Source organism: Pseudoalteromonas sp. PSi26, assembly GCF_054960575.1.
Genome location: NZ_JBHNYT010000011.1, coordinates 61,121 through 78,650 on the forward strand (window position 1 = coordinate 61,121; position 17,530 = coordinate 78,650).

Sequence of the window (17,530 nt, forward strand, 5' to 3'; positions counted from 1 at the left end):
CGGTGCTGATTGTTATGATAATCAAAACTCGATAAGCACAAGACAATTGTATGAATGATAAGCTCTCCCATTACAAACAGCAAGTTAAGTCCTTTATGCGCCAGCAACCCGGTTGGTGGATGCAATATGTTAATCGTTGTATAGACGATCAAATTACAGTCAATGCTGGTTACCTTGCTTACGTAACTCTGCTTTCATTAATACCGCTTATCGCTGTAGGGGTTGCAATATTTTCAGCGTTCCCGGGGTTTGAATCGACTCGTATGGAAATAGAAAGCTTTTTGTTTACTAACTTTGTACCGACCTCTACGGATGTGATCAGAGAGCATATTAGCTCCTTTGCAGGCAATGCCAATCAAATGACTGCAGTGGGCATAGGTTTTTTAGCCGCTGTTGCATTACTTTTAATACGTAATGTAGATGCAACACTTAATCGCATTTGGCGTATTAAGAAAAAGCGCCCAATGATGATTTCATTTGCAGTGTATTGGATGGTATTGAGTTTAGGCCCTGTATTACTGGGCGCAAGTATTGGTGTAACTTCATACATTGTGTCGTTAGTATCGTTTGCTGATCAAGGTATTCCAGGGTTTAGTGGATTTTTATTAAAATTACTTCCCTATGGAATTTCGATGGTGGGCTTCATCATGCTTTATACCCTAGTGCCAAATACACGAGTATCGTTTAGAGCCGCTGTGCCAGGGGCATTGTTTGCTGCACTTTTATTTGAGCTAACAAAAAAAGGGTTTGCACTTTATATTAGCCACTTTCCTTCATATGAGGTTATTTACGGTGCGGTAGCAACAATTCCTATTTTATTTGTGTGGGTGTATTTAGCGTGGGTAGTTGTACTTTTGGGCGCCGAATTTACGGCGTGTATTAGCCCAAATGATATTGAGGATACCCCAGAAATAGAACTGGAAGAAGAACCTAAATCAAAGGATATAAGTTAAATGCAAGGGCTAATACAGCGCGTAAAACACGCAAAGGTAGAAGTTAACAACCAGGTAATTGGGCAAGTAGAGCAAGGTATTTTACTTTTGTTAGGTGTTGAAAAAACAGACGATAAACACGCTGCCGATAAGCTTTTACATAAAGTCAGTAATTACCGAATTTTTACCGACGAAAACAATAAAATGAACTTAAGCCTAAAAGATATAGGCGGAGAGTTACTAGTGGTTTCGCAATTTACATTAGCGGCTGATACCAAAAAAGGAATGCGTCCGAGCTTTTCATCAGCGGCAACCCCAAGCCAAGCTAATGAGTTGTATGAGTATTTTGTTGGCCAAGCCAAAGCGTTAGGAATTAAAGTAGCAACTGGGGAGTTCGGTGCCGATATGCAAGTGAGCTTATGTAATGATGGGCCGGTTACGTTTAACTTATCTGTTTAAGGTGCTTGCTTGCGAATCACAACAATATGGTTAACGTACCCCTTAATTTTTTGAGGGTGAATATCACAGCCAAATACATTGCGTAATTGTTGCTGAAGTTGCTTTAACTGTGAGCTGTGTTGCGATAAAAAATTAATAAAGAGTGTCCCGTTGTTGTTCAGCGCTGAGTAGATTTTTTCATAAAATGCGCGTTCAAATAAAAAACGAGGTGCATCTATATGGCTAAACAAATCTAAAATAATCCAATCAATATTTCGGGCAGTATTTAACACCTGCTGCGCGTCAGCGCAAAGTAAATTCTCATCACTTTTGATTGCAAAAAACAGTGAATAACACGCCAATATTTCTGCGTTTTTTTCAACTGACGTTATATTTACTTGGGGGTATTTGTTAAGTAAATAGTTGCGAATAGCCCCACCACCTAGCCCAAGTTCAAGCACGTTATTAGGTGGTGAAAGTGTTTGCCATTGTTTAGCCAAATATCGTAAGTGAGGAAACAACAGAGCTTCAGGGTTTTTGACATCGATAATGGATTGCAACGTATTATTAATTAGCAGCCACCGCAAATTACCATGCTCGCGCACTTGAATGTGCTCGCCATTTACGTTTTGCCAATAAAGTAGAGTTCCTTCATTTTGGCTGTTTTCAATAAAAGGACTGTTAATTAGGCCTGTTGAGGCATCAATATATGTGGTCATGATCTTTAGCATAAACCAGCTTGGTTAAAGCGCAATGGGATCTGTCATTAATTTTTTACGCATTTATAAAGTCTCACCAAAGTCGTATTTGCAGTTTTTTTAAGATGGAGTATGGTATTTGCCATCAACAGGTTGAGGCCTTTTTAAATTTTTACATGCGGCTTTTACAACAACAGGAGTAAGTATGTTTCAAGTAAGTACCCCACAAAGTAGCGAAGATTGGCAAGCTTATTATCAATTACGTTGGGAAGTATTACGTGCTCCTTGGGGCGAGCCAAGGGGTTCTGAACAAGATGATTTAGAGCAGGACGCTGAACACCGGTTTATAAAAAATAAAGAGGGTGAAGTATTAGGGGTGGCTCGATTACATTTTAATAACCATGAGCAAGCCCAGGTTCGTTATATGGCGGTGGCTGAAGGTAATCGAAATCAGCATATCGGTAGTCGTTTGTTACACGATTTAGAAAAAATAGCATGGACACAAAATGCCGATGAACTGGTATTATTTGCACGCGAACGTGCACTTGAATTTTATAAACGCCACGGCTACGAATTAAAAGAAAAAGCGCACTTAGCGTACGGTGATGTTCAGCATTTTAAAATGGTTAAGCAAAAGCCGAGTGAGCCGGGTTGGTTCCGCCATCCAAATTGGACCCAAGTACTACAAAACATTTGGCGCGAATCAATTCCTATTAGTGATGCAATGGGCATTAAAGTAGAAAGCTACACTGATTGGCAATTTACAACCAGCGCTGATTTAGACGCTAATTTAAACTTACATAACACCATGTTTGCAGGTTCTATTTATAGTTTAGCAACGCTGACTGGTTGGGGAGCAACGTATTTAGCACTGAAAGAGACGGGGCTTGAAGGTAATATTGTACTGGCTGATGCCAATATTAAGTACTTAAAGCCACTGAATACAGATCCGCGCGGTTGTGTCGATTTACAAGCGTGTAAAGGCAAGTTAAGTGATTTAGAAACTGATGGTAAAACAAGTTATGTGGTGCCGGTAACCATTTATGATGGTGACAACATAGTTGCTGAGTTTGAAGGTGTGTTTGCCGTTAAAAAATAACGGGCTATGCTTTCACTAAAAAAGCCAAGCACTTAATAATTATGCTTGGCTTTTTTATGCGCTGATTTTATAACAAATCGGTTAATAATATACCCACACCTATACGTTCAACATCGGCGTTGTAATCTATTAGGCTTTCACCGTAGCCGTTAAAGTATTGCGCGTAGCCACGAACGCGGCCCCACAAAGGAAATGACCAATCAAGCTGAAGTGCACCGCGATTGTCTGAATTTAAATTGTTGCGAGTCATAAAGCTAAATTCATGATCGTGATAACGATACGCACCACTAAATTCAAAATACCCCATGTATTTGTAAATATCGGGATTATCGTCACCCTTTGCGTCTAGCAGATCTTCTTTTTCGTCTTCAGCTATGCGATACCAAGGTTTAAAACTAAAAACAAAGCCTCGGTTTTCCCAAATGAACTCGGCGTAAATACGGTTCCATGAGCGCGAGTTTGGTTGGCTTCGACCATTTGACTGGTGTGAAAGACCTAACACAATAGCCATTTCATCGCCCCAAAGTACGTTTTCTGGATCTAGGTAATTCATCCAAAAAATTTCTGGCTCGTAGTTAGTTTCACGAAATGGCGATGAAATTTCCGAGTTATAAATTTGCCAATACGATTGCAGGGTAAAGCCAAAAAACAAGGCTTGGTCTTCGTCAGAGAATTCGTCAAACAAGGGAACCTTGATTGAAAGCTGATATTTAGCTTCTAAGTTATCGAGCGTATCACCATCTTGTTCATCGGTGAGCTCATCAAAACGGTCAAAAGGACGATCGTTAGGATGCGATACGTATGATAATGGCAATATGTAATTTCGTTTGTGGGGTGTGATTACATTACGATTTTTTTTACCAACCTCTTCACGTGCTTGGCGTTTATCGAGTGCGGTCAGTTGTTTGTTTTCTTCCAGTGCAGAACATTTTTTACGAAGCTCATCGAGTGTTTGCTTGCCATCGCCCCCAATTACTTCATTCAAAATACATTGCTTGACGAGTTCTATACTGCTGTCTTGTTCGTTTTTTTGTACTTCTTCTTGCGCAAATGCTGCTGTACTTAGTAAAGCTGAAAGGGTGATCCAGTGGCGCCAGCTCATTGTAATTCCTTGTGAGTATTGGGTAGGTTGTGATTTATTTTATTATAACGCTTTTTACATTAGGTACAGTGAACTTTTACTGAACTGTTCACATTACGTTAAAGGCGGTACTAACAGATCAAAAGAAAAGCGGCCAAAGCCGCTTTATCTAATGTACATTAACTTAGGAGATTAATGTACTCTCACGCAATGAGAAGGGTGAGCTATAGCTCAAATACGTTTGTAAAAAATTTATACAACTCAGTGCCTTGATTAACGCTTGCTGAGGCAAAGTGCAAAATAGCGATAGCATCGCAATCAAGAGTCAGCGTTTGTAATGGTTGTTCACTTAGGTAGCGTTCCATACGTAAAATATGTGCGATGGGCTCGCCTGCTTTAATATGACCACCAAGTGGTGCTACATATTCAACCATGCCGCCAATAGGGGCGTAATAGGCAAAGTAGTCATCTAGGTTACACGCATAGCGAGTTATATTAGCTGGTTTATGCGGTGCATCTACTAATACGTTCTTATGATTTAGGTAGCATAATATGCTCTTTGCATCGTTGAGTGCTTCTTTTAAATCTATTTTTTCTTGGCTACCTAGCTCTACTGTAAAGGCTTCTACCTGCACGTTGAATGATCGCCCTTGCGCGCTAAGTGCATTACTTAAGTGCCACCATGGGCAAAAGCTGGCTTCATCCATTGCACCATCAAAGTCGCTTGGGATGAGCAGTACATGTTCAATGTTAAAATAACGTGCGCTGTCGGTTGCATACGTTGGGCAATATAAATGCTTACTTGAAATAGGCCCTGTGTGTAAATCGAGTACTATGTCGGCTTGGTGCGCAAGCTTTTGCAAATTAAGCGCAATGCGTTTACCCGTATTAAGTAAATAAGCTGGGCCGGTAAGTTTGGTGTCTATTTCATCAATCAGGGCTGTTTTAAAATTACTTTTTAAAGCTGCATCGTCGTACTGGCTATGGTCTTTGGCAAACTGGGTCACTAAATCACTATTGTAGTGATACATACGGTTCCAATTAGTGCCAGTAATTGGGTCGAATCGGCCAAGGGTAAATTCCCCTGATTTTTGATTGCAGCCAATAGGGTTAGCGTAAGGTACTAAGGTAATGTCGCCTTTTAGATTGAGCTGTTTTAATTGCTCTAGCAGCTGAAAAATAACCGCGTTACCTTGTACCTCGGCGCCATGCATGTTGGCTTGAATATACACGCTTGGACCTGTGCCGTCGCCTTTTAAGCGATACACAGGAATAGTGAGCGGTAAGCCGTTTGCTACTTCCCCTACTACAATGTTTTCTTGGCTGATTGGTGTTGTTATGCTCATGTTTATTACCTTAAGTAGTGACTGGCATCTTCTGCTTGGCGCACACAGGTGAGGTCGCCATTTTGTAACACATATTCTGCAGCTAGTTCATGGCATAAAAAGTAGGGCATGCTTTCGGTAAAACCATAGGCGCCACATTGGCTAAACACCAGCCAGTCTTGCTCGTTTAAATCGCTTGGTAGGGTGTGCTCGCCTAAGCAATCAAGGGCAGTACATAATGGGCCATATAGGCTCATTGCTTGTTCTGGCGCCGTTGATTCGCGTAATAACGCCGCAGGAAAATCTTGGCTTGTAACAGCAGGGCGCAATAAGTGGTTAATACCACCGGTTAAAATAACTTGCTGTTGGCCGTAGTTTTGTTTGCACTCTACTACGGGGTTAGCATAATGACCGCATTCGCCTACAGCGTAGCGGCCAAGCTCCATCCAAAGCTCGTCTACACCCGCCTCTTTTTTAATTTTAGCAAGCGCGGCTATAAGGCCATCCCATTCAAGTATTGTCTCGTTTTGTGTATAAGGAATACCTAAACCGCCGCCTAAATCTAAAATTTTAAGGTTTATATTTAAGTTATTAGCCAAGGTGGTAAGCGGTGCAATCATTTGCGACCACAGTTCGCTTAGCTTTTGCGTGCTAAGCATGTTGCCCCACTGAAAAATATGTAGGCCATCAAAATTAAGTGCTGGGTAATCGCTAGTATTGAGCGCTTGCCATTCATCGCAGCCAAGCCCAAACGGAGTTAGGCTGTCGCCGCCTAGTGGGTTTTTTTCACCTTCAGGCCAACGCAGTTGCACACGTAATAAAACTTGCAGCTGCGTATTTTGCAGCTGCGCTTGTTGGTTTAACCAACGCACTTGATTGAGGCTTTCGGCAACAAAAATACGTACGCCGCGCTCAATAAAGTGTTTAATTTGTTTAGGGCTCTTTGCAGGCCCTGTGTTGAGCACGCGCTGTGAACTAATACCTTGCGCAAGTACTTGTTCAAGTTCACCTTTACTTGCTACGTCAAAGTTAAAGCCTGCGCTATCTAAGCTTTGAATAATCTTAGAAAGCGGGTTCGCTTTTACTGCATACCAAAGTTTTACATCGGTTTGCGCAACTAAACGCGCAAGGTGTGCGTTTAGTTTATCTAAGTCGTAAACAAAAAAAGGGATATCAAGTTGCTGTGTAAGCGTATTAACAGCGGTTTTGATTGGCGTGCTCAAAAAGCTCATTATCGTAAAACCTCTTCTAGCAATAATGATGCATCGCTTTGTTCGTCGCGGTATTTAACAATGAGTGCACACGACATGCTTAAGCCTTGCTCACGAGCCCATTCGTTAGACGCCGGGCGAGAGCCAGGTATTACAATTGCGTATTCTGGGATTGGTTCGCCTTTATCTAGCTGACGCTCATTAACGCAATCGTATACAGGAATGGTTGCAGATAAACGTACGCCCGGTGCAAGTACTGCGCCTTTTTTAACCACTACGCCTTCAACAATGACACAACCTGCGCCAATAAATGCATCGTCTTCAACCACAACTGGGCTTGCCCCAATTGGCTCAAGTACACCACCAAGTTGAACGGCTGCGCTCAAATGTACATTTTTACCTACTTGCGCACACGAACCCACTAACGCGTGGCTATCAACCATAGTGCCTTCGTCGATGTATGCGCCAATGTTTACGTACGCTGGTGGCATAATAATAGTGCCTTTAGCCACGTAGGCACCACGGCGAACGCTTGAACCACCTGGTACCATACGCACGCCATCGTCAGTACTAAACTCTTGCGGTGCAAGGTTGTGTTTATCTACAAAACCACCTGCAAACTCAGTGTTAGTGCCATTTTTAAAGGCTTCTAAAATGCCTTGTTTTACTTCTACGTTAGCTTCCCATTGGCCGCTTTCGTTTTGTGATGCTGCGCGTACTGCGCCCGATTCTAAATTATTTAGTAGTTCTAACCAGCTCATTATAAAAACCTGTATTTAATGCCAAGATAAAATGGTGTCGTTTGCAGTGGTAATGCAATCGGTTTGCGTTAACTCAAGATGCGTTAAAGGCGGGCGCAGCAACGGGCTACTTAAGCGGCCTTGTAGGTGCATTAGCACTTTAACGGGAATAGGGTTTGCTACAGCAAATAGGCTATTAATAGCGCGAGTCCACTGAGCAAATAAATTGGGGTGTTGACCGCTTAGGCTGCGCTTTACAAATTCGTGTGTTTGCAAAGGCCATGCATTGGCCGCAACTGAAACTAAGCCTTTTGCACCTGCTTGGGCAAAGTAGGGCATAAGTGCATCGTCGCCACTGTATAGCGCTAAATTAGGCGCGGCTTGTCGGTATGCTTCAAATTGGGTGATGTTGCCACTGGCTTCTTTTAAAGCCCATAGTTTTGGGTGCGCTTTTAAGTTTTCAATGGTTTCGATAGGAATGCTTACACCGCTGCGCCCTGGTACGTTGTACAACATACACGGATGCGCGCTTTCGTTTAATAAGCTTTCGTACCAATGTGTTTGACCTACAGCCCCTGGTTTTGCATAAAGAGGTGAGCCGAGTAAGTAGCTGTGAATAGGTAATTGGTTACAGTAGCTAACCCATTCTTTTTGTTGGGCCAAATTACTACCACCAACAGCAACCATAAGCGGTACAATGGGTTTTAATTGGCACACATGCTCAACAATCGCTTTTTGCTCTTTAAGCGTAAGGGCTAAGCCTTCACCAGTACTACCGAGCAGTAAAATACCGTTGTGTGCTGCTTCCTGTTCGCTAACAAGTGTTGTGAGCGTGTCGTAGTCAACATTACCTTGTTGATCAAACGGCGTAACAAGCGCTGTCCACAGTGCGTAATCGTCTAAATTGAAATTATTGATCATCTCTTACGAACCTATAAGGTGTTCGAGATATTAAGTAGGCTGTATGATGTGAGCCGCATTAACGTCGTTCGAACAGTATTCGAAGAGCGAATGGGCTTAAAATAATAGGGCGCACGGCCTTATCATTTAAGACCAGAAGCTCTCCACCAAACTAATAAGCTGTTTTAAAACAGCTATTGGTGACAGTCGCTAGGATTCAACCTAGTCGCCCGAAGTAATTGCTTCGCAAAAGCGTTTACCTCTCGGCGGTATTCCCCTCACGTATGCTCACTGGAGTTTGCGCTCCTAACATACGCTACCTGAATAACGCACCTCTTCTAGCCCTTTGTATTTTGTTTAACCGAAAAGGGTTTAACAAAATACAATTTAAATAGGGTAATTGCGGCGATTAAAACATTTTAGCCGTCTAGGTGTCAAGCTGCAGGATACAGATTAGTTCATCGGAAATGTGGGTGGTTACGTATTGGCTGCTTTTCTCGTAAACTAACTCTATAAGCAGTGATGAGGTATTTAATAAGTATGGAAAAATTTAGCGATATTTATAAGCGGGCGGTAGAGCGAAAAGGCTCTGAAAAAATGCTTAAGTTATTACTCGCAAAACCCTTATCTAAAAAAGCGTTAAGCACGTTAAGTGACGACGATTGGCTTGAAGAATTTACCCGAAAAATTTTTCAAAGTGGCTTTTATTGGTCAGTAATAAACAGCAAATGGCCGGGCTTTAGAGAGGTTTTTTGGGAGTTCAGCGTTGATAAATTATTAATGATGCCGCCCGATATGCTAGAGCAAAAAGCAACGGATGAACGCATTATTCGTAATTATAAAAAAGTGAAAACGATTCCTGAAAATGCTTACATGATCCACGAAATAGCACAGGAACATGGCAGCTTTAGTAAGTTTATTGCCCAGTGGCCAACAGATAATATTACTGGATTATGGGCGCATTTAAAAAAACACGGTGCTCGGTTGGGCGGCAATACAGGCCCTTATGCTTTAAGAGCGCTTGGTAAAGATACATTTTTACTTTCGCGCGATGTAGAAAGTTACCTAAGAGCGCATAAAATAATTGATGGCGGGCTGCAAACTAAAAAATCGCTGGCTGCTGCGCAGGCATTTTTTAATGAAATGCAAAAGCAAAGTGGTTTAAGCATGCAAGAGCTAAGTTTAATTGTGGCCTACGGTGTGGGTGACAATCGCGTAGGTATAAGCCAACAAGCAGAGGATTAATGATGAGACTAGTGTCAAGATACACAGACATAGCAGATAACTTCGCGATAAAGGATCAACCCTCAAGCGTTGCTGCTGCGCAATTACTTTTGTGGAACGAAGCGTTAGCACAGCAGTTTAATATAGATGTTGAGCCTGCGCTGCGCGCCAGTACTTTTGCTGGTAACGAGCCACAACCGGTAAATGCTGTAGCGCTTGGCTATTCTGGGCATCAGTTTGGACACTTTTCGCCGCGCTTGGGTGATGGGCGCGCGCATTTGCTTGGCGCTATAAATGACGATAAAAATCAGCTATGGGATATTCAATTAAAAGGTTCAGGCGCTACCCCGTATTCTAGAGGTGGCGATGGAAAATGCGCACTAGGCCCTGCTATTCGTGAATATGTAATGAGTGAAGCTATGCACGCATTAGGTATTCCCACTACTCGCTGTTTGGCTGTGGTTGGCACCGGCGAAGCTGTTTATCGTAATCCGCCGCAACCAGGCGCAATTGTTACCCGCTTAGCGAGTAGCCATATTCGCGTTGGCTCGTTTCAATATTTGGCAACACAAGGTGATATTGAAGGTTTAAAAAAACTAGCGGATTTAGCTATTGAACGTCATTACCCTGAAATAAAGAGTGAAGGCCCAGAACGGTATCTAGCGTTTTTAGCATCAGTAACTAATAACCAGGTAAGCTTAATAATTAATTGGATGCGCGTAGGATTTATCCATGGTGTTATGAACACCGACAACACGCTAGTCAGCGGTGAAACCATAGACTATGGCCCGTGTGCGATGATGGATAATTTTGACTTTGACACCGTATTTAGCTCTATTGACAAACAGGGCCGCTACGCTTTTGGTAACCAGCCAAATATGGCGAGTTGGAATTGTGCTCGTTTAGCTGAAAGCCTTATCCCATTAATTAGCGATGATGAAGAAAAAGCAGTGTCATTACTGACTCCCGTCATACATCGTTTTTCAGAACAATTTAATACTCAATTTACAGCAATGTGGAGCAAAAAATTAGGCCTGGCTGGTGCAAAAGAGGACGACAAAGAGCTTGTTTCTGAGCTACTAACATTATTGCAAGCACATCATCTTGATTACACTAATACTTTTGATACATTGACGGAGTTTGTGAATGGCAACGCAACCATTCCTAAAGAATTAATTGAGTGGGCGAATAAGTGGCAAAGCCGCACAAGCAACGATAGCTACAAAACCATGCGAGCAGCCAACCCACGTGTAATTCCGCGAAATCATATAATTGAAACAATATTAGCTGAATATAATGAGTTTGGTTCAAGTAAACTGATGAAGCGTTTTGTAAAAGTAGCTAATAATCCGTACTTGTTCAGCGATGATATGGCAGAATTTCAAGAGATGCCGTCAAATGATACCGACTATAAAACTTTTTGTGGTACTTAAGTGTTGTAAAAATAGATAAGTTAATGATTATAAATAACGATATTTTAACACAGAGATGTTCATTGATTGAGCAAAGCAAATTCCGGTGTTACTATCTAAGCTATAAAGATAAGTTAGTTTCATTGTGAGCAAGAACAATTAATTAAGTTGTCTTTGTGTCTTCTGCAGAATATCGATTTATAAAATCAACTAGTTGGTTTCTAGCTAGGTAAAGTTTTAAATTTCACCTAAACTGACATGTTGGATATCGTTATATCGCATTGAAAAAAATTATAAACTTTATTTTTCGTTAAGTATTGATTAACAAAAGTTGAGTTAGTCTGTATAAAACTTAGTGAGCTAGTACTTAATTAGCCACAATTTATTAGTTGTTAAAATGGGAAGAAAACAATGAAATTAAAATCACTAACTATTGCAATTGCGTTAGCTGCAACTAGCGTATCTTCATTTGCTGCTGACAAGCAAGAAGGTTTCTATATTGGCGCATTTGGCGACTACTACGATGCGTCTTGGGAAAACATGAGCGCACAGGCTGGTCTAGACGTAAATGAGTCGACTGGTTTTGGTCTTGAAGCGGGTTACCGTTTCAGTGATTTTTGGAGTGCTCGCTTAGAGTATGCAGATCTTGATTTCAATGCATTCGACAAAGCTGCTGGTAACCGTAACAATATTGACGGTAGCCGTTTTGGTATTGATGCGCTTTACCATCTAGATGGCGGTCCTTTTTACGGTTTAGTTGGTATTAAATCAATGGACGTTGTTGATGACAACACGTTCTTAAATGCAGGTGTTGGTTACAGACATTTCATTACTGACAACTTATTCGCTAACGTTGAAACTGCTGTATACCAAGGTATTGATAAAGGTTACACAGATGTTGGTGCTAAATTAGGTATAAACTACTTCTTTGGACAAAACACTATGCCTGCTGAGCCAGTGCAGCCTGCGCCAGAGGTTGTTGAAGTTATGGTTGAGCCAGTAGACAGCGACAATGATAATATTTTAGATGCTGATGACAAGTGTCCTAATACACCAATGACAGATGCTGTTGATGGTACTGGTTGTACTTTATATGAAGATAAAGAAGTAACTGTAAGCTTATTAGTAACGTTCCCTAACGACAAAGCTGCTGTATCACAGCGTTACTTAGACGACATCGATCAAGTTGCATCTTTCTTAAAAGATTACCCAGATACAACAGTGCTTTTAGAAGGTCACACTTCATCAGTAGGTAAAGCGACTTACAACAAAATGCTATCTAAAAAGCGTGCTGATTCGGTAGCTAAGCAATTGATAGCTGACGGTATTGCATCTGACCGTATTACTACGGTAGGTTTAGGTGAAGAGCGCCTTAAAAATGAAGCTAACACAGCCGCTGCACACGCAGAAAACCGCCGTGTTGAGGCACACATCAAAACAATCAAAACGGTAAAAGTTTTACGTTAATAGATTTCTTTGATGATAGAAACCCAGCTTATGCTGGGTTTTTTTATGGCTGCTATTTATGATTGCCTACCTAAATAGTAATGATTATTACTTAACAAGTATTCATGAAAATAGAATTTCCCGCAACTACTATTCATCGTGTTTATAGTCGGTATAATCAGTTGTGTAACTGGATGGATTTTCATCTATCTATAAAAGCTTTATAATTACGCGTTAGAATACTATAAGTATTGGGTAACAAGTGCGCATGAAGCGCTACCGAATACTTTCACGTCACCAAGAGGGCAATATTGTGCTACAAGAATATCGTAAACACGTAGAAGAACGTGCCGCGTTAGGTATCGTACCAGCGCCATTAGATGCTCAGCAAACTGCTGATCTTATTGAATTAATAAAAAACCCACCGGCAGGTGAAGAAGAATTTATTTTAGATCTGTTAATCAATCGTGTACCACCAGGTGTTGATGATGCTGCTTACATCAAAGCAGGCTTCCTAGCCGCTGTTGCTAAAGGTGAAGTGACTACTTCTCTTATTTCTAAAGAAAAAGCAGCTGAATTATTAGGAACAATGCTAGGCGGATACAACATCGCGCCAATGATTGACCTACTTGATGACGAATCATTAGCGCCAATCGTAGTAAAAGGCCTTTCAAACACATTACTTATGTTTGATGCTTTCTACGACGTAGAAGAAAAAGCTAAAGCGGGTAATGCGTTTGCTAAGCAAATTATCGAATCTTGGGCTGCGGCTGAATGGTTTACAAATAAGCCAGCAGTCGCTGAAAAAATCTCTGTTACTGTGTTTAAAGTAACGGGTGAAACAAACACCGATGACTTATCACCAGCACCAGATGCATGGTCACGCCCTGATATCCCACTTCATGCTTTAGCAATGCTTAAAAATGAGCGTGATGGCATAAACCCAGATAAAGCAGGTGAAGTAGGTCCTATCGTTCAGCTTGAAGAATTAAAAACGAAAGGTTTACCACTTGCTTACGTAGGTGACGTTGTAGGTACTGGTTCTTCTCGTAAGTCTGCTACTAACTCTGTGCTTTGGTTTATGGGTGATGATATCCCATTTGTACCAAACAAACGTGTTGGTGGTGTATGTTTAGGTAACAAAATTGCACCTATCTTCTTTAACACAATGGAAGATTCTGGCGCATTACCAATCGAGTTAAATGTTGACGAGTTCAACATGGGTGACCAAATCGACATCTACCCATACGAAGGTGTTGTTAAGCGCCACGGTACTGATGACGTTATCTCTACTTTTGAACTTAAATCAGACGTAATCCTTGATGAAGTTCGTACTGGTGGTCGTATTCCACTTATCATTGGTCGTGGTTTAACAGATAAAGCACGTACATCTTTAGGTTTAGGTGCTACTGATGTATTTAAAGTACCAGCAGTGACTGAAGAGTCAGACAAAGGCTTTACACTAGCGCAAAAAATGGTTGGTAAAGCATGTAACGTAGCCGGTATTCGCCCAGGCCAATACTGTGAGCCTAAAATGACTACTGTAGGTTCGCAAGATACTACTGGTCCTATGACACGTGATGAGCTTAAAGACTTAGCATGTTTAGGCTTCTCTGCAGATTTAACAATGCAGTCATTCTGTCATACCTCTGCTTACCCTAAACCAATTGATGTAAACACGCACCACACGCTTCCTGATTTCATCATGAACCGTGGCGGCGTTTCACTTCGTCCTGGTGATGGTGTAATTCACTCATGGTTAAACCGTATGTTATTACCAGATACAGTAGGTACTGGTGGTGATTCACATACGCGTTTCCCACTAGGTATTTCGTTCCCAGCGGGTTCAGGTGCAGTAGCATTCGCAGCAGCAACCGGTGTTATGCCACTTGATATGCCTGAGTCTATTTTGGTTCGCTTTAAAGGTGAAATGCAGCCAGGTATCACGTTACGTGACCTTGTACATGCAATTCCTTACTACGGTATCAAAGAAGGGCTATTAACGGTTGAGAAAAAAGGTAAAATCAACGAATTCTCTGGTCGCGTACTAGAAATTGAAGGCGTTGAGCACTTAACTGTTGAGCAAGCATTTGAACTATCAGATGCATCAGCAGAACGTTCAGCTGCAGGTTGTACTGTTAAGCTTTCTAAAGAGTCTATCAGCGAATACCTTGAGTCTAACATTGTTATGCTTAAGTGGATGATTTCTGAGGGTTACGGCGATGTTCGTACAATCGAACGTCGTATCACTGCAATGCAAGATTGGTTGGCTAACCCAGAGCTTATGGAAGCTGACGCGGATGCAGAATACAAGCACGTACTTGAAATAGACCTAGCTGATATTAAAGAGCCGGTACTTTGTGCTCCGAATGACCCAGATGATGCGCGTTTACTATCTGACGTTACAGGCGAGAAAATCGATGAAGTATTTATCGGTTCTTGTATGACTAATATTGGTCACTTCCGTGCCGCAGGTAAATTACTAGATGGCTTCACTGGTCGTATTCCAACACAGCTTTGGGTTGCTCCACCAACGAAGATGGATAAAGACCAACTTACAGATGAAGGTTACTACGGTATCTTTGGTCGTGTTGGTGCACGTATTGAAACGCCAGGGTGTTCACTGTGTATGGGTAACCAAGCACGCGTTGCAGATAAAGCAACGGTTGTTTCTACCTCAACACGTAACTTCCCTAACCGTTTAGGTACGGGCGCAAACGTATTCTTAGCATCAGCAGAGCTTGCTGCAGTGGCGGCAATTTTAGGTAAATTACCTACTCCGGCTGAGTACCAAGAATATGCAGCGAAAATCAATGCAACGGCAGCAGATACTTACCGTTACTTGAACTTCCATCGTATGCCTCAGTACACTAAAAAAGCAGACAACGTAATTATTCAGCAAGCTGTTTAATTTATAGAGTTTGAATAAAAAAAACCCGCTTCGGCGGGTTTTTTATTGTTTAAATATAATTTAGATTATTCATGCTTTAATAGCCTTATACTGAATTAAAATTAAGTATTTTTCACATTTAAGTTGGATAATAAAGCAATAATTCCTCGCTACATGCATTAAAATCTCTTTTAACATTCTCATTATTTTAGGCGAGATTTCATGACTGCATTAAACAACCAGAATTTACTGCAACTTTGTTTTATTAACCAAGCAAATATTGATTTGGTTAAGCCTTCTTTTGATAACCTACCTGCAAATCCCTATGCAGATGGCGAATTTCGTAAGCGTCGTTATTCAGTAATTAAATTTCAAAATGGTGAGCTAAAATTGCAAGCTGCCAAAGCATTTGTTCAAGACGATTCGATTAATACGTTTCAAGGTAACGTTGAACGTACTTACGAAAATTTAGAGCAAAGCCTACTTGAATCAGATGGCATGAAAAGTATTGTCAGTGAGTTTTGCCAGATTACCGGTATTGATGAAGATCGCGATATTGAAATACATCAATTTAGAATGTTAGCCATTGATAGCGATACGCCAGCAGCGCCAGAAGGCGTGCATCAAGACGGTTTTGATCATGTATGTATATGCGGTGTTTCGCACGAAAACTTAGAAGGTGGCGAGTTACTTGTATACGAAAACAAACAAGCTGAGCCATGTTTTAAAATGGAAATTAAAGACGGCATGTTTGCGCTTATAAACGACCGTCAAGTGTGGCATAACGCCACACCAATGAACAAAGTTGATGTCAGCAAACCAGGTTATCTGGATTGTTTTGTACTTACGTCTTAAGGGATAAGCATGAATATAGCGCAATTACGTGAGCAGTTTCCGGCATTAATGCAAAGCGTTGATGGTAAATCGCCGATATTTTTAGACGGCCCTGGTGGCTCTCAAGTGCCGCAGTCAGTGCTTAATGCAATGTCTGCTTATTTAGGACACTACAATTCAAACCTAGGTGGTGCGTTTTTTTCAAGCGATAAAACTGTTGAGCTAATGGCAAATGCACGCCAAGCTGCAGCAGATTTACTTAATGCGCCAAGTGCTCAAAATATTGTGTTTGGGCCTAACATGACAAGCCTTACCTTTAGTTTTAGCCGAGCTATTTCGCGCGATTGGCAAGCCGGTGATGAGATCATTGTGACTAACGCCGATCACTTTTCAAACGTGTCATCATGGCAGCAAGCAGCAGAAGATAAAGGCGTTAAGGTTAATACTGCCTTGATTAATGAGGCCGATTGCAGCCTAGATATGACGCAGTTTGAAAGCTTATTAAACAGCAAGACTAAGTTGGTGGCTGTTACCTATGCCTCAAATACTACAGGCTCAATTAACGATATTAAACGTATTATAGAGCTAGCTCATGCTGTGGGCGCTCTTGTGTATGTTGATGCGGTACATTATGCGCCGCACGAGCTTATTGATGTGCAAGCCCTTGATTGCGACTTTTTAGCCTGCTCAGCGTATAAGTTTTTTGGCCCACATTTAGGCATGGTGTACGGTAAAAAAGAGCACTTAGAGGGATTTATCCCTTATAAAGTAGAGCCCGCTAAAGATGTAGCGCCGGGACGCTGGGAAACAGGTACCCAAAGCTTTGAAGCAATGGCAGGCTTTGTTGCTGCTGTTGATTACATTGCTGCAATAAGCGAGCTTGATGATGGCCATACACGCCGTGAAAAGCTAACAGCTGCGTTTGCTAAAACTAAACAGCACGAGATGGCGCTCAGTGAACACTTCTTAACGCGCTTAGTTAATTACCCTCGTATAAAGTTGTACGGTATTGATGACTTTGATCGATTAAACGAACGTACCCCTACGTTTGCTTTAGCGTTTGAAGGTATAGAGCCACGCGCCGTTTCAGAGTTTTTAGGCAAACAGCATATATGTGTGTGGGATGGACATTTTTACGCGCAAGGTTTGTGTAAGCAATTAAACGTGCTTGATACAGGCGGTGTAGTACGTATTGGTTGTATGCATTACAACACAGTCGAGGAGCTTGATAAGCTGTTTGATATGTTTGACGAGCTACTTGGATAAAGAAGTCGTCTACTAAATATATAAATAAGCCATA

The 17,530-nt window shown here is 41.5% G+C and carries 15 protein-coding genes and 1 riboswitch; of the genes, 9 read left to right on the top strand and 6 right to left on the bottom strand.

Annotation, left to right across the window (positions count from 1 at the left end; translation table 11 throughout):
- Positions 1–50: 50 nt before the first annotated feature.
- Entirely contained in the window at positions 51–953 is a 903-nt protein-coding gene (locus ACFI34_RS12870) for a virulence factor BrkB family protein (protein ID WP_462673779.1), read from the top strand.
- Complete coding sequence (gene dtd / locus ACFI34_RS12875; protein ID WP_462673780.1) at positions 954–1,391, top strand: D-aminoacyl-tRNA deacylase; 438 nt, start codon at positions 954–956, stop codon at positions 1,389–1,391.
- Here the strand turns inward: dtd and ACFI34_RS12880 are convergent.
- Positions 1,388–2,101 (bottom strand): spermidine synthase, encoded by a 714-nt coding sequence (locus tag ACFI34_RS12880; protein WP_462673781.1) that lies wholly within the window; start codon positions 2,099–2,101, stop codon positions 1,388–1,390. The genes dtd and ACFI34_RS12880 overlap by 4 nt on opposite strands.
- Before the next feature lie 172 nt (positions 2,102–2,273).
- On the opposite strand from ACFI34_RS12880, the gene ACFI34_RS12885 reads away from it, so the two are divergent.
- On the top strand, positions 2,274–3,167 hold the full coding sequence (locus ACFI34_RS12885; protein WP_462673782.1) for a bifunctional GNAT family N-acetyltransferase/hotdog fold thioesterase: 894 nt from the start codon (positions 2,274–2,276) through the stop codon (positions 3,165–3,167).
- Positions 3,168–3,234: 67 nt separating this feature from the next.
- Here the strand turns inward: ACFI34_RS12885 and ACFI34_RS12890 are convergent, their stop codons facing one another.
- From ACFI34_RS12890 to dapA, 5 genes are all read right to left on the bottom strand, one after another.
- The gene (locus ACFI34_RS12890) at positions 3,235–4,269 is read right to left on the bottom strand and encodes a phospholipase A (RefSeq protein WP_462673783.1); all 1,035 of its coding nucleotides are present in this window, start codon (positions 4,267–4,269) and stop codon (positions 3,235–3,237) included.
- Positions 4,270–4,472: 203 nt separating this feature from the next.
- Positions 4,473–5,594: a succinylglutamate desuccinylase/aspartoacylase family protein gene (locus ACFI34_RS12895; RefSeq protein ID WP_462673784.1), complete on the bottom strand. Its 1,122-nt coding sequence runs from the start codon at positions 5,592–5,594 to the stop codon at positions 4,473–4,475.
- 5 nt (positions 5,595–5,599) lie between these two features.
- Complete coding sequence (locus ACFI34_RS12900) at positions 5,600–6,805, bottom strand: PLP-dependent decarboxylase (RefSeq protein ID WP_462673785.1); 1,206 nt, start codon at positions 6,803–6,805, stop codon at positions 5,600–5,602.
- Positions 6,805–7,545, bottom strand: coding sequence for a 2,3,4,5-tetrahydropyridine-2,6-dicarboxylate N-succinyltransferase (locus ACFI34_RS12905; RefSeq protein ID WP_006791320.1), 741 nt, complete (start codon positions 7,543–7,545; stop codon positions 6,805–6,807). The genes ACFI34_RS12900 and ACFI34_RS12905 overlap by 1 nt, the downstream gene beginning before the upstream one ends.
- Before the next feature lie 15 nt (positions 7,546–7,560).
- Positions 7,561–8,445 (bottom strand): 4-hydroxy-tetrahydrodipicolinate synthase, encoded by an 885-nt coding sequence (dapA, locus tag ACFI34_RS12910; RefSeq protein WP_462673786.1) that lies wholly within the window; start codon positions 8,443–8,445, stop codon positions 7,561–7,563.
- Positions 8,446–8,573: 128 nt separating this feature from the next.
- A riboswitch (Lysine riboswitch) is annotated at positions 8,574–8,770 on the bottom strand.
- A gap of 194 nt (positions 8,771–8,964) precedes the next feature.
- Between dapA and ACFI34_RS12915 the strand changes: the two genes are divergently transcribed.
- From ACFI34_RS12915 to ACFI34_RS12940, 6 genes are all read left to right on the top strand, one after another.
- Positions 8,965–9,669: a DNA-3-methyladenine glycosylase I gene (locus tag ACFI34_RS12915; protein ID WP_462673787.1), complete on the top strand. Its 705-nt coding sequence runs from the start codon at positions 8,965–8,967 to the stop codon at positions 9,667–9,669.
- A 2-nt stretch (positions 9,670–9,671) separates the two neighbouring features.
- Entirely contained in the window at positions 9,672–11,081 is a 1,410-nt protein-coding gene (locus ACFI34_RS12920; RefSeq protein WP_462673833.1) for a protein adenylyltransferase SelO, read from the top strand.
- Between the two features lie 390 nt (positions 11,082–11,471).
- Positions 11,472–12,527, top strand: a complete 1,056-nt coding sequence (locus ACFI34_RS12925; protein WP_462673788.1) for an OmpA family protein — start codon at positions 11,472–11,474, stop codon at positions 12,525–12,527.
- A 292-nt stretch (positions 12,528–12,819) separates the two neighbouring features.
- Positions 12,820–15,417, top strand: a complete 2,598-nt coding sequence (acnB, locus tag ACFI34_RS12930; protein WP_462673834.1) for a bifunctional aconitate hydratase 2/2-methylisocitrate dehydratase — start codon at positions 12,820–12,822, stop codon at positions 15,415–15,417.
- A gap of 201 nt (positions 15,418–15,618) precedes the next feature.
- Positions 15,619–16,251, top strand: a complete 633-nt coding sequence (locus tag ACFI34_RS12935) for a 2OG-Fe dioxygenase family protein (RefSeq protein ID WP_462673789.1) — start codon at positions 15,619–15,621, stop codon at positions 16,249–16,251.
- A gap of 9 nt (positions 16,252–16,260) precedes the next feature.
- A complete protein-coding gene (locus ACFI34_RS12940; protein WP_462673790.1) occupies positions 16,261–17,496 on the top strand; it encodes a cysteine desulfurase-like protein in 1,236 nt (411 codons plus the stop codon).
- Positions 17,497–17,530: the final 34 nt, after the last annotated feature.

What these genes read in the sequence shown, in the direction of transcription:
- ACFI34_RS12870 (WP_462673779.1), top strand. Translation starts at nt 51, where the DNA reads ATGAATGATAAGCTCTCCCATTACAAACAGCAAGTTAAGTCCTTTATG.
- dtd (WP_462673780.1), top strand. Translation starts at nt 954, where the DNA reads ATGCAAGGGCTAATACAGCGCGTAAAACACGCAAAGGTAGAAGTTAAC.
- ACFI34_RS12880 (WP_462673781.1), bottom strand. Translation starts at nt 2,101, where the DNA reads ATGCTAAAGATCATGACCACATATATTGATGCCTCAACAGGCCTAATT.
- ACFI34_RS12885 (WP_462673782.1), top strand. Translation starts at nt 2,274, where the DNA reads ATGTTTCAAGTAAGTACCCCACAAAGTAGCGAAGATTGGCAAGCTTAT.
- ACFI34_RS12890 (WP_462673783.1), bottom strand. Translation starts at nt 4,269, where the DNA reads ATGAGCTGGCGCCACTGGATCACCCTTTCAGCTTTACTAAGTACAGCA.
- ACFI34_RS12895 (WP_462673784.1), bottom strand. Translation starts at nt 5,594, where the DNA reads ATGAGCATAACAACACCAATCAGCCAAGAAAACATTGTAGTAGGGGAA.
- ACFI34_RS12900 (WP_462673785.1), bottom strand. Translation starts at nt 6,805, where the DNA reads ATGAGCTTTTTGAGCACGCCAATCAAAACCGCTGTTAATACGCTTACA.
- ACFI34_RS12905 (WP_006791320.1), bottom strand. Translation starts at nt 7,545, where the DNA reads ATGAGCTGGTTAGAACTACTAAATAATTTAGAATCGGGCGCAGTACGC.
- dapA (WP_462673786.1), bottom strand. Translation starts at nt 8,445, where the DNA reads ATGATCAATAATTTCAATTTAGACGATTACGCACTGTGGACAGCGCTT.
- ACFI34_RS12915 (WP_462673787.1), top strand. Translation starts at nt 8,965, where the DNA reads ATGGAAAAATTTAGCGATATTTATAAGCGGGCGGTAGAGCGAAAAGGC.
- ACFI34_RS12920 (WP_462673833.1), top strand. Translation starts at nt 9,672, where the DNA reads ATGAGACTAGTGTCAAGATACACAGACATAGCAGATAACTTCGCGATA.
- ACFI34_RS12925 (WP_462673788.1), top strand. Translation starts at nt 11,472, where the DNA reads ATGAAATTAAAATCACTAACTATTGCAATTGCGTTAGCTGCAACTAGC.
- ACFI34_RS12935 (WP_462673789.1), top strand. Translation starts at nt 15,619, where the DNA reads ATGACTGCATTAAACAACCAGAATTTACTGCAACTTTGTTTTATTAAC.
- ACFI34_RS12940 (WP_462673790.1), top strand. Translation starts at nt 16,261, where the DNA reads ATGAATATAGCGCAATTACGTGAGCAGTTTCCGGCATTAATGCAAAGC.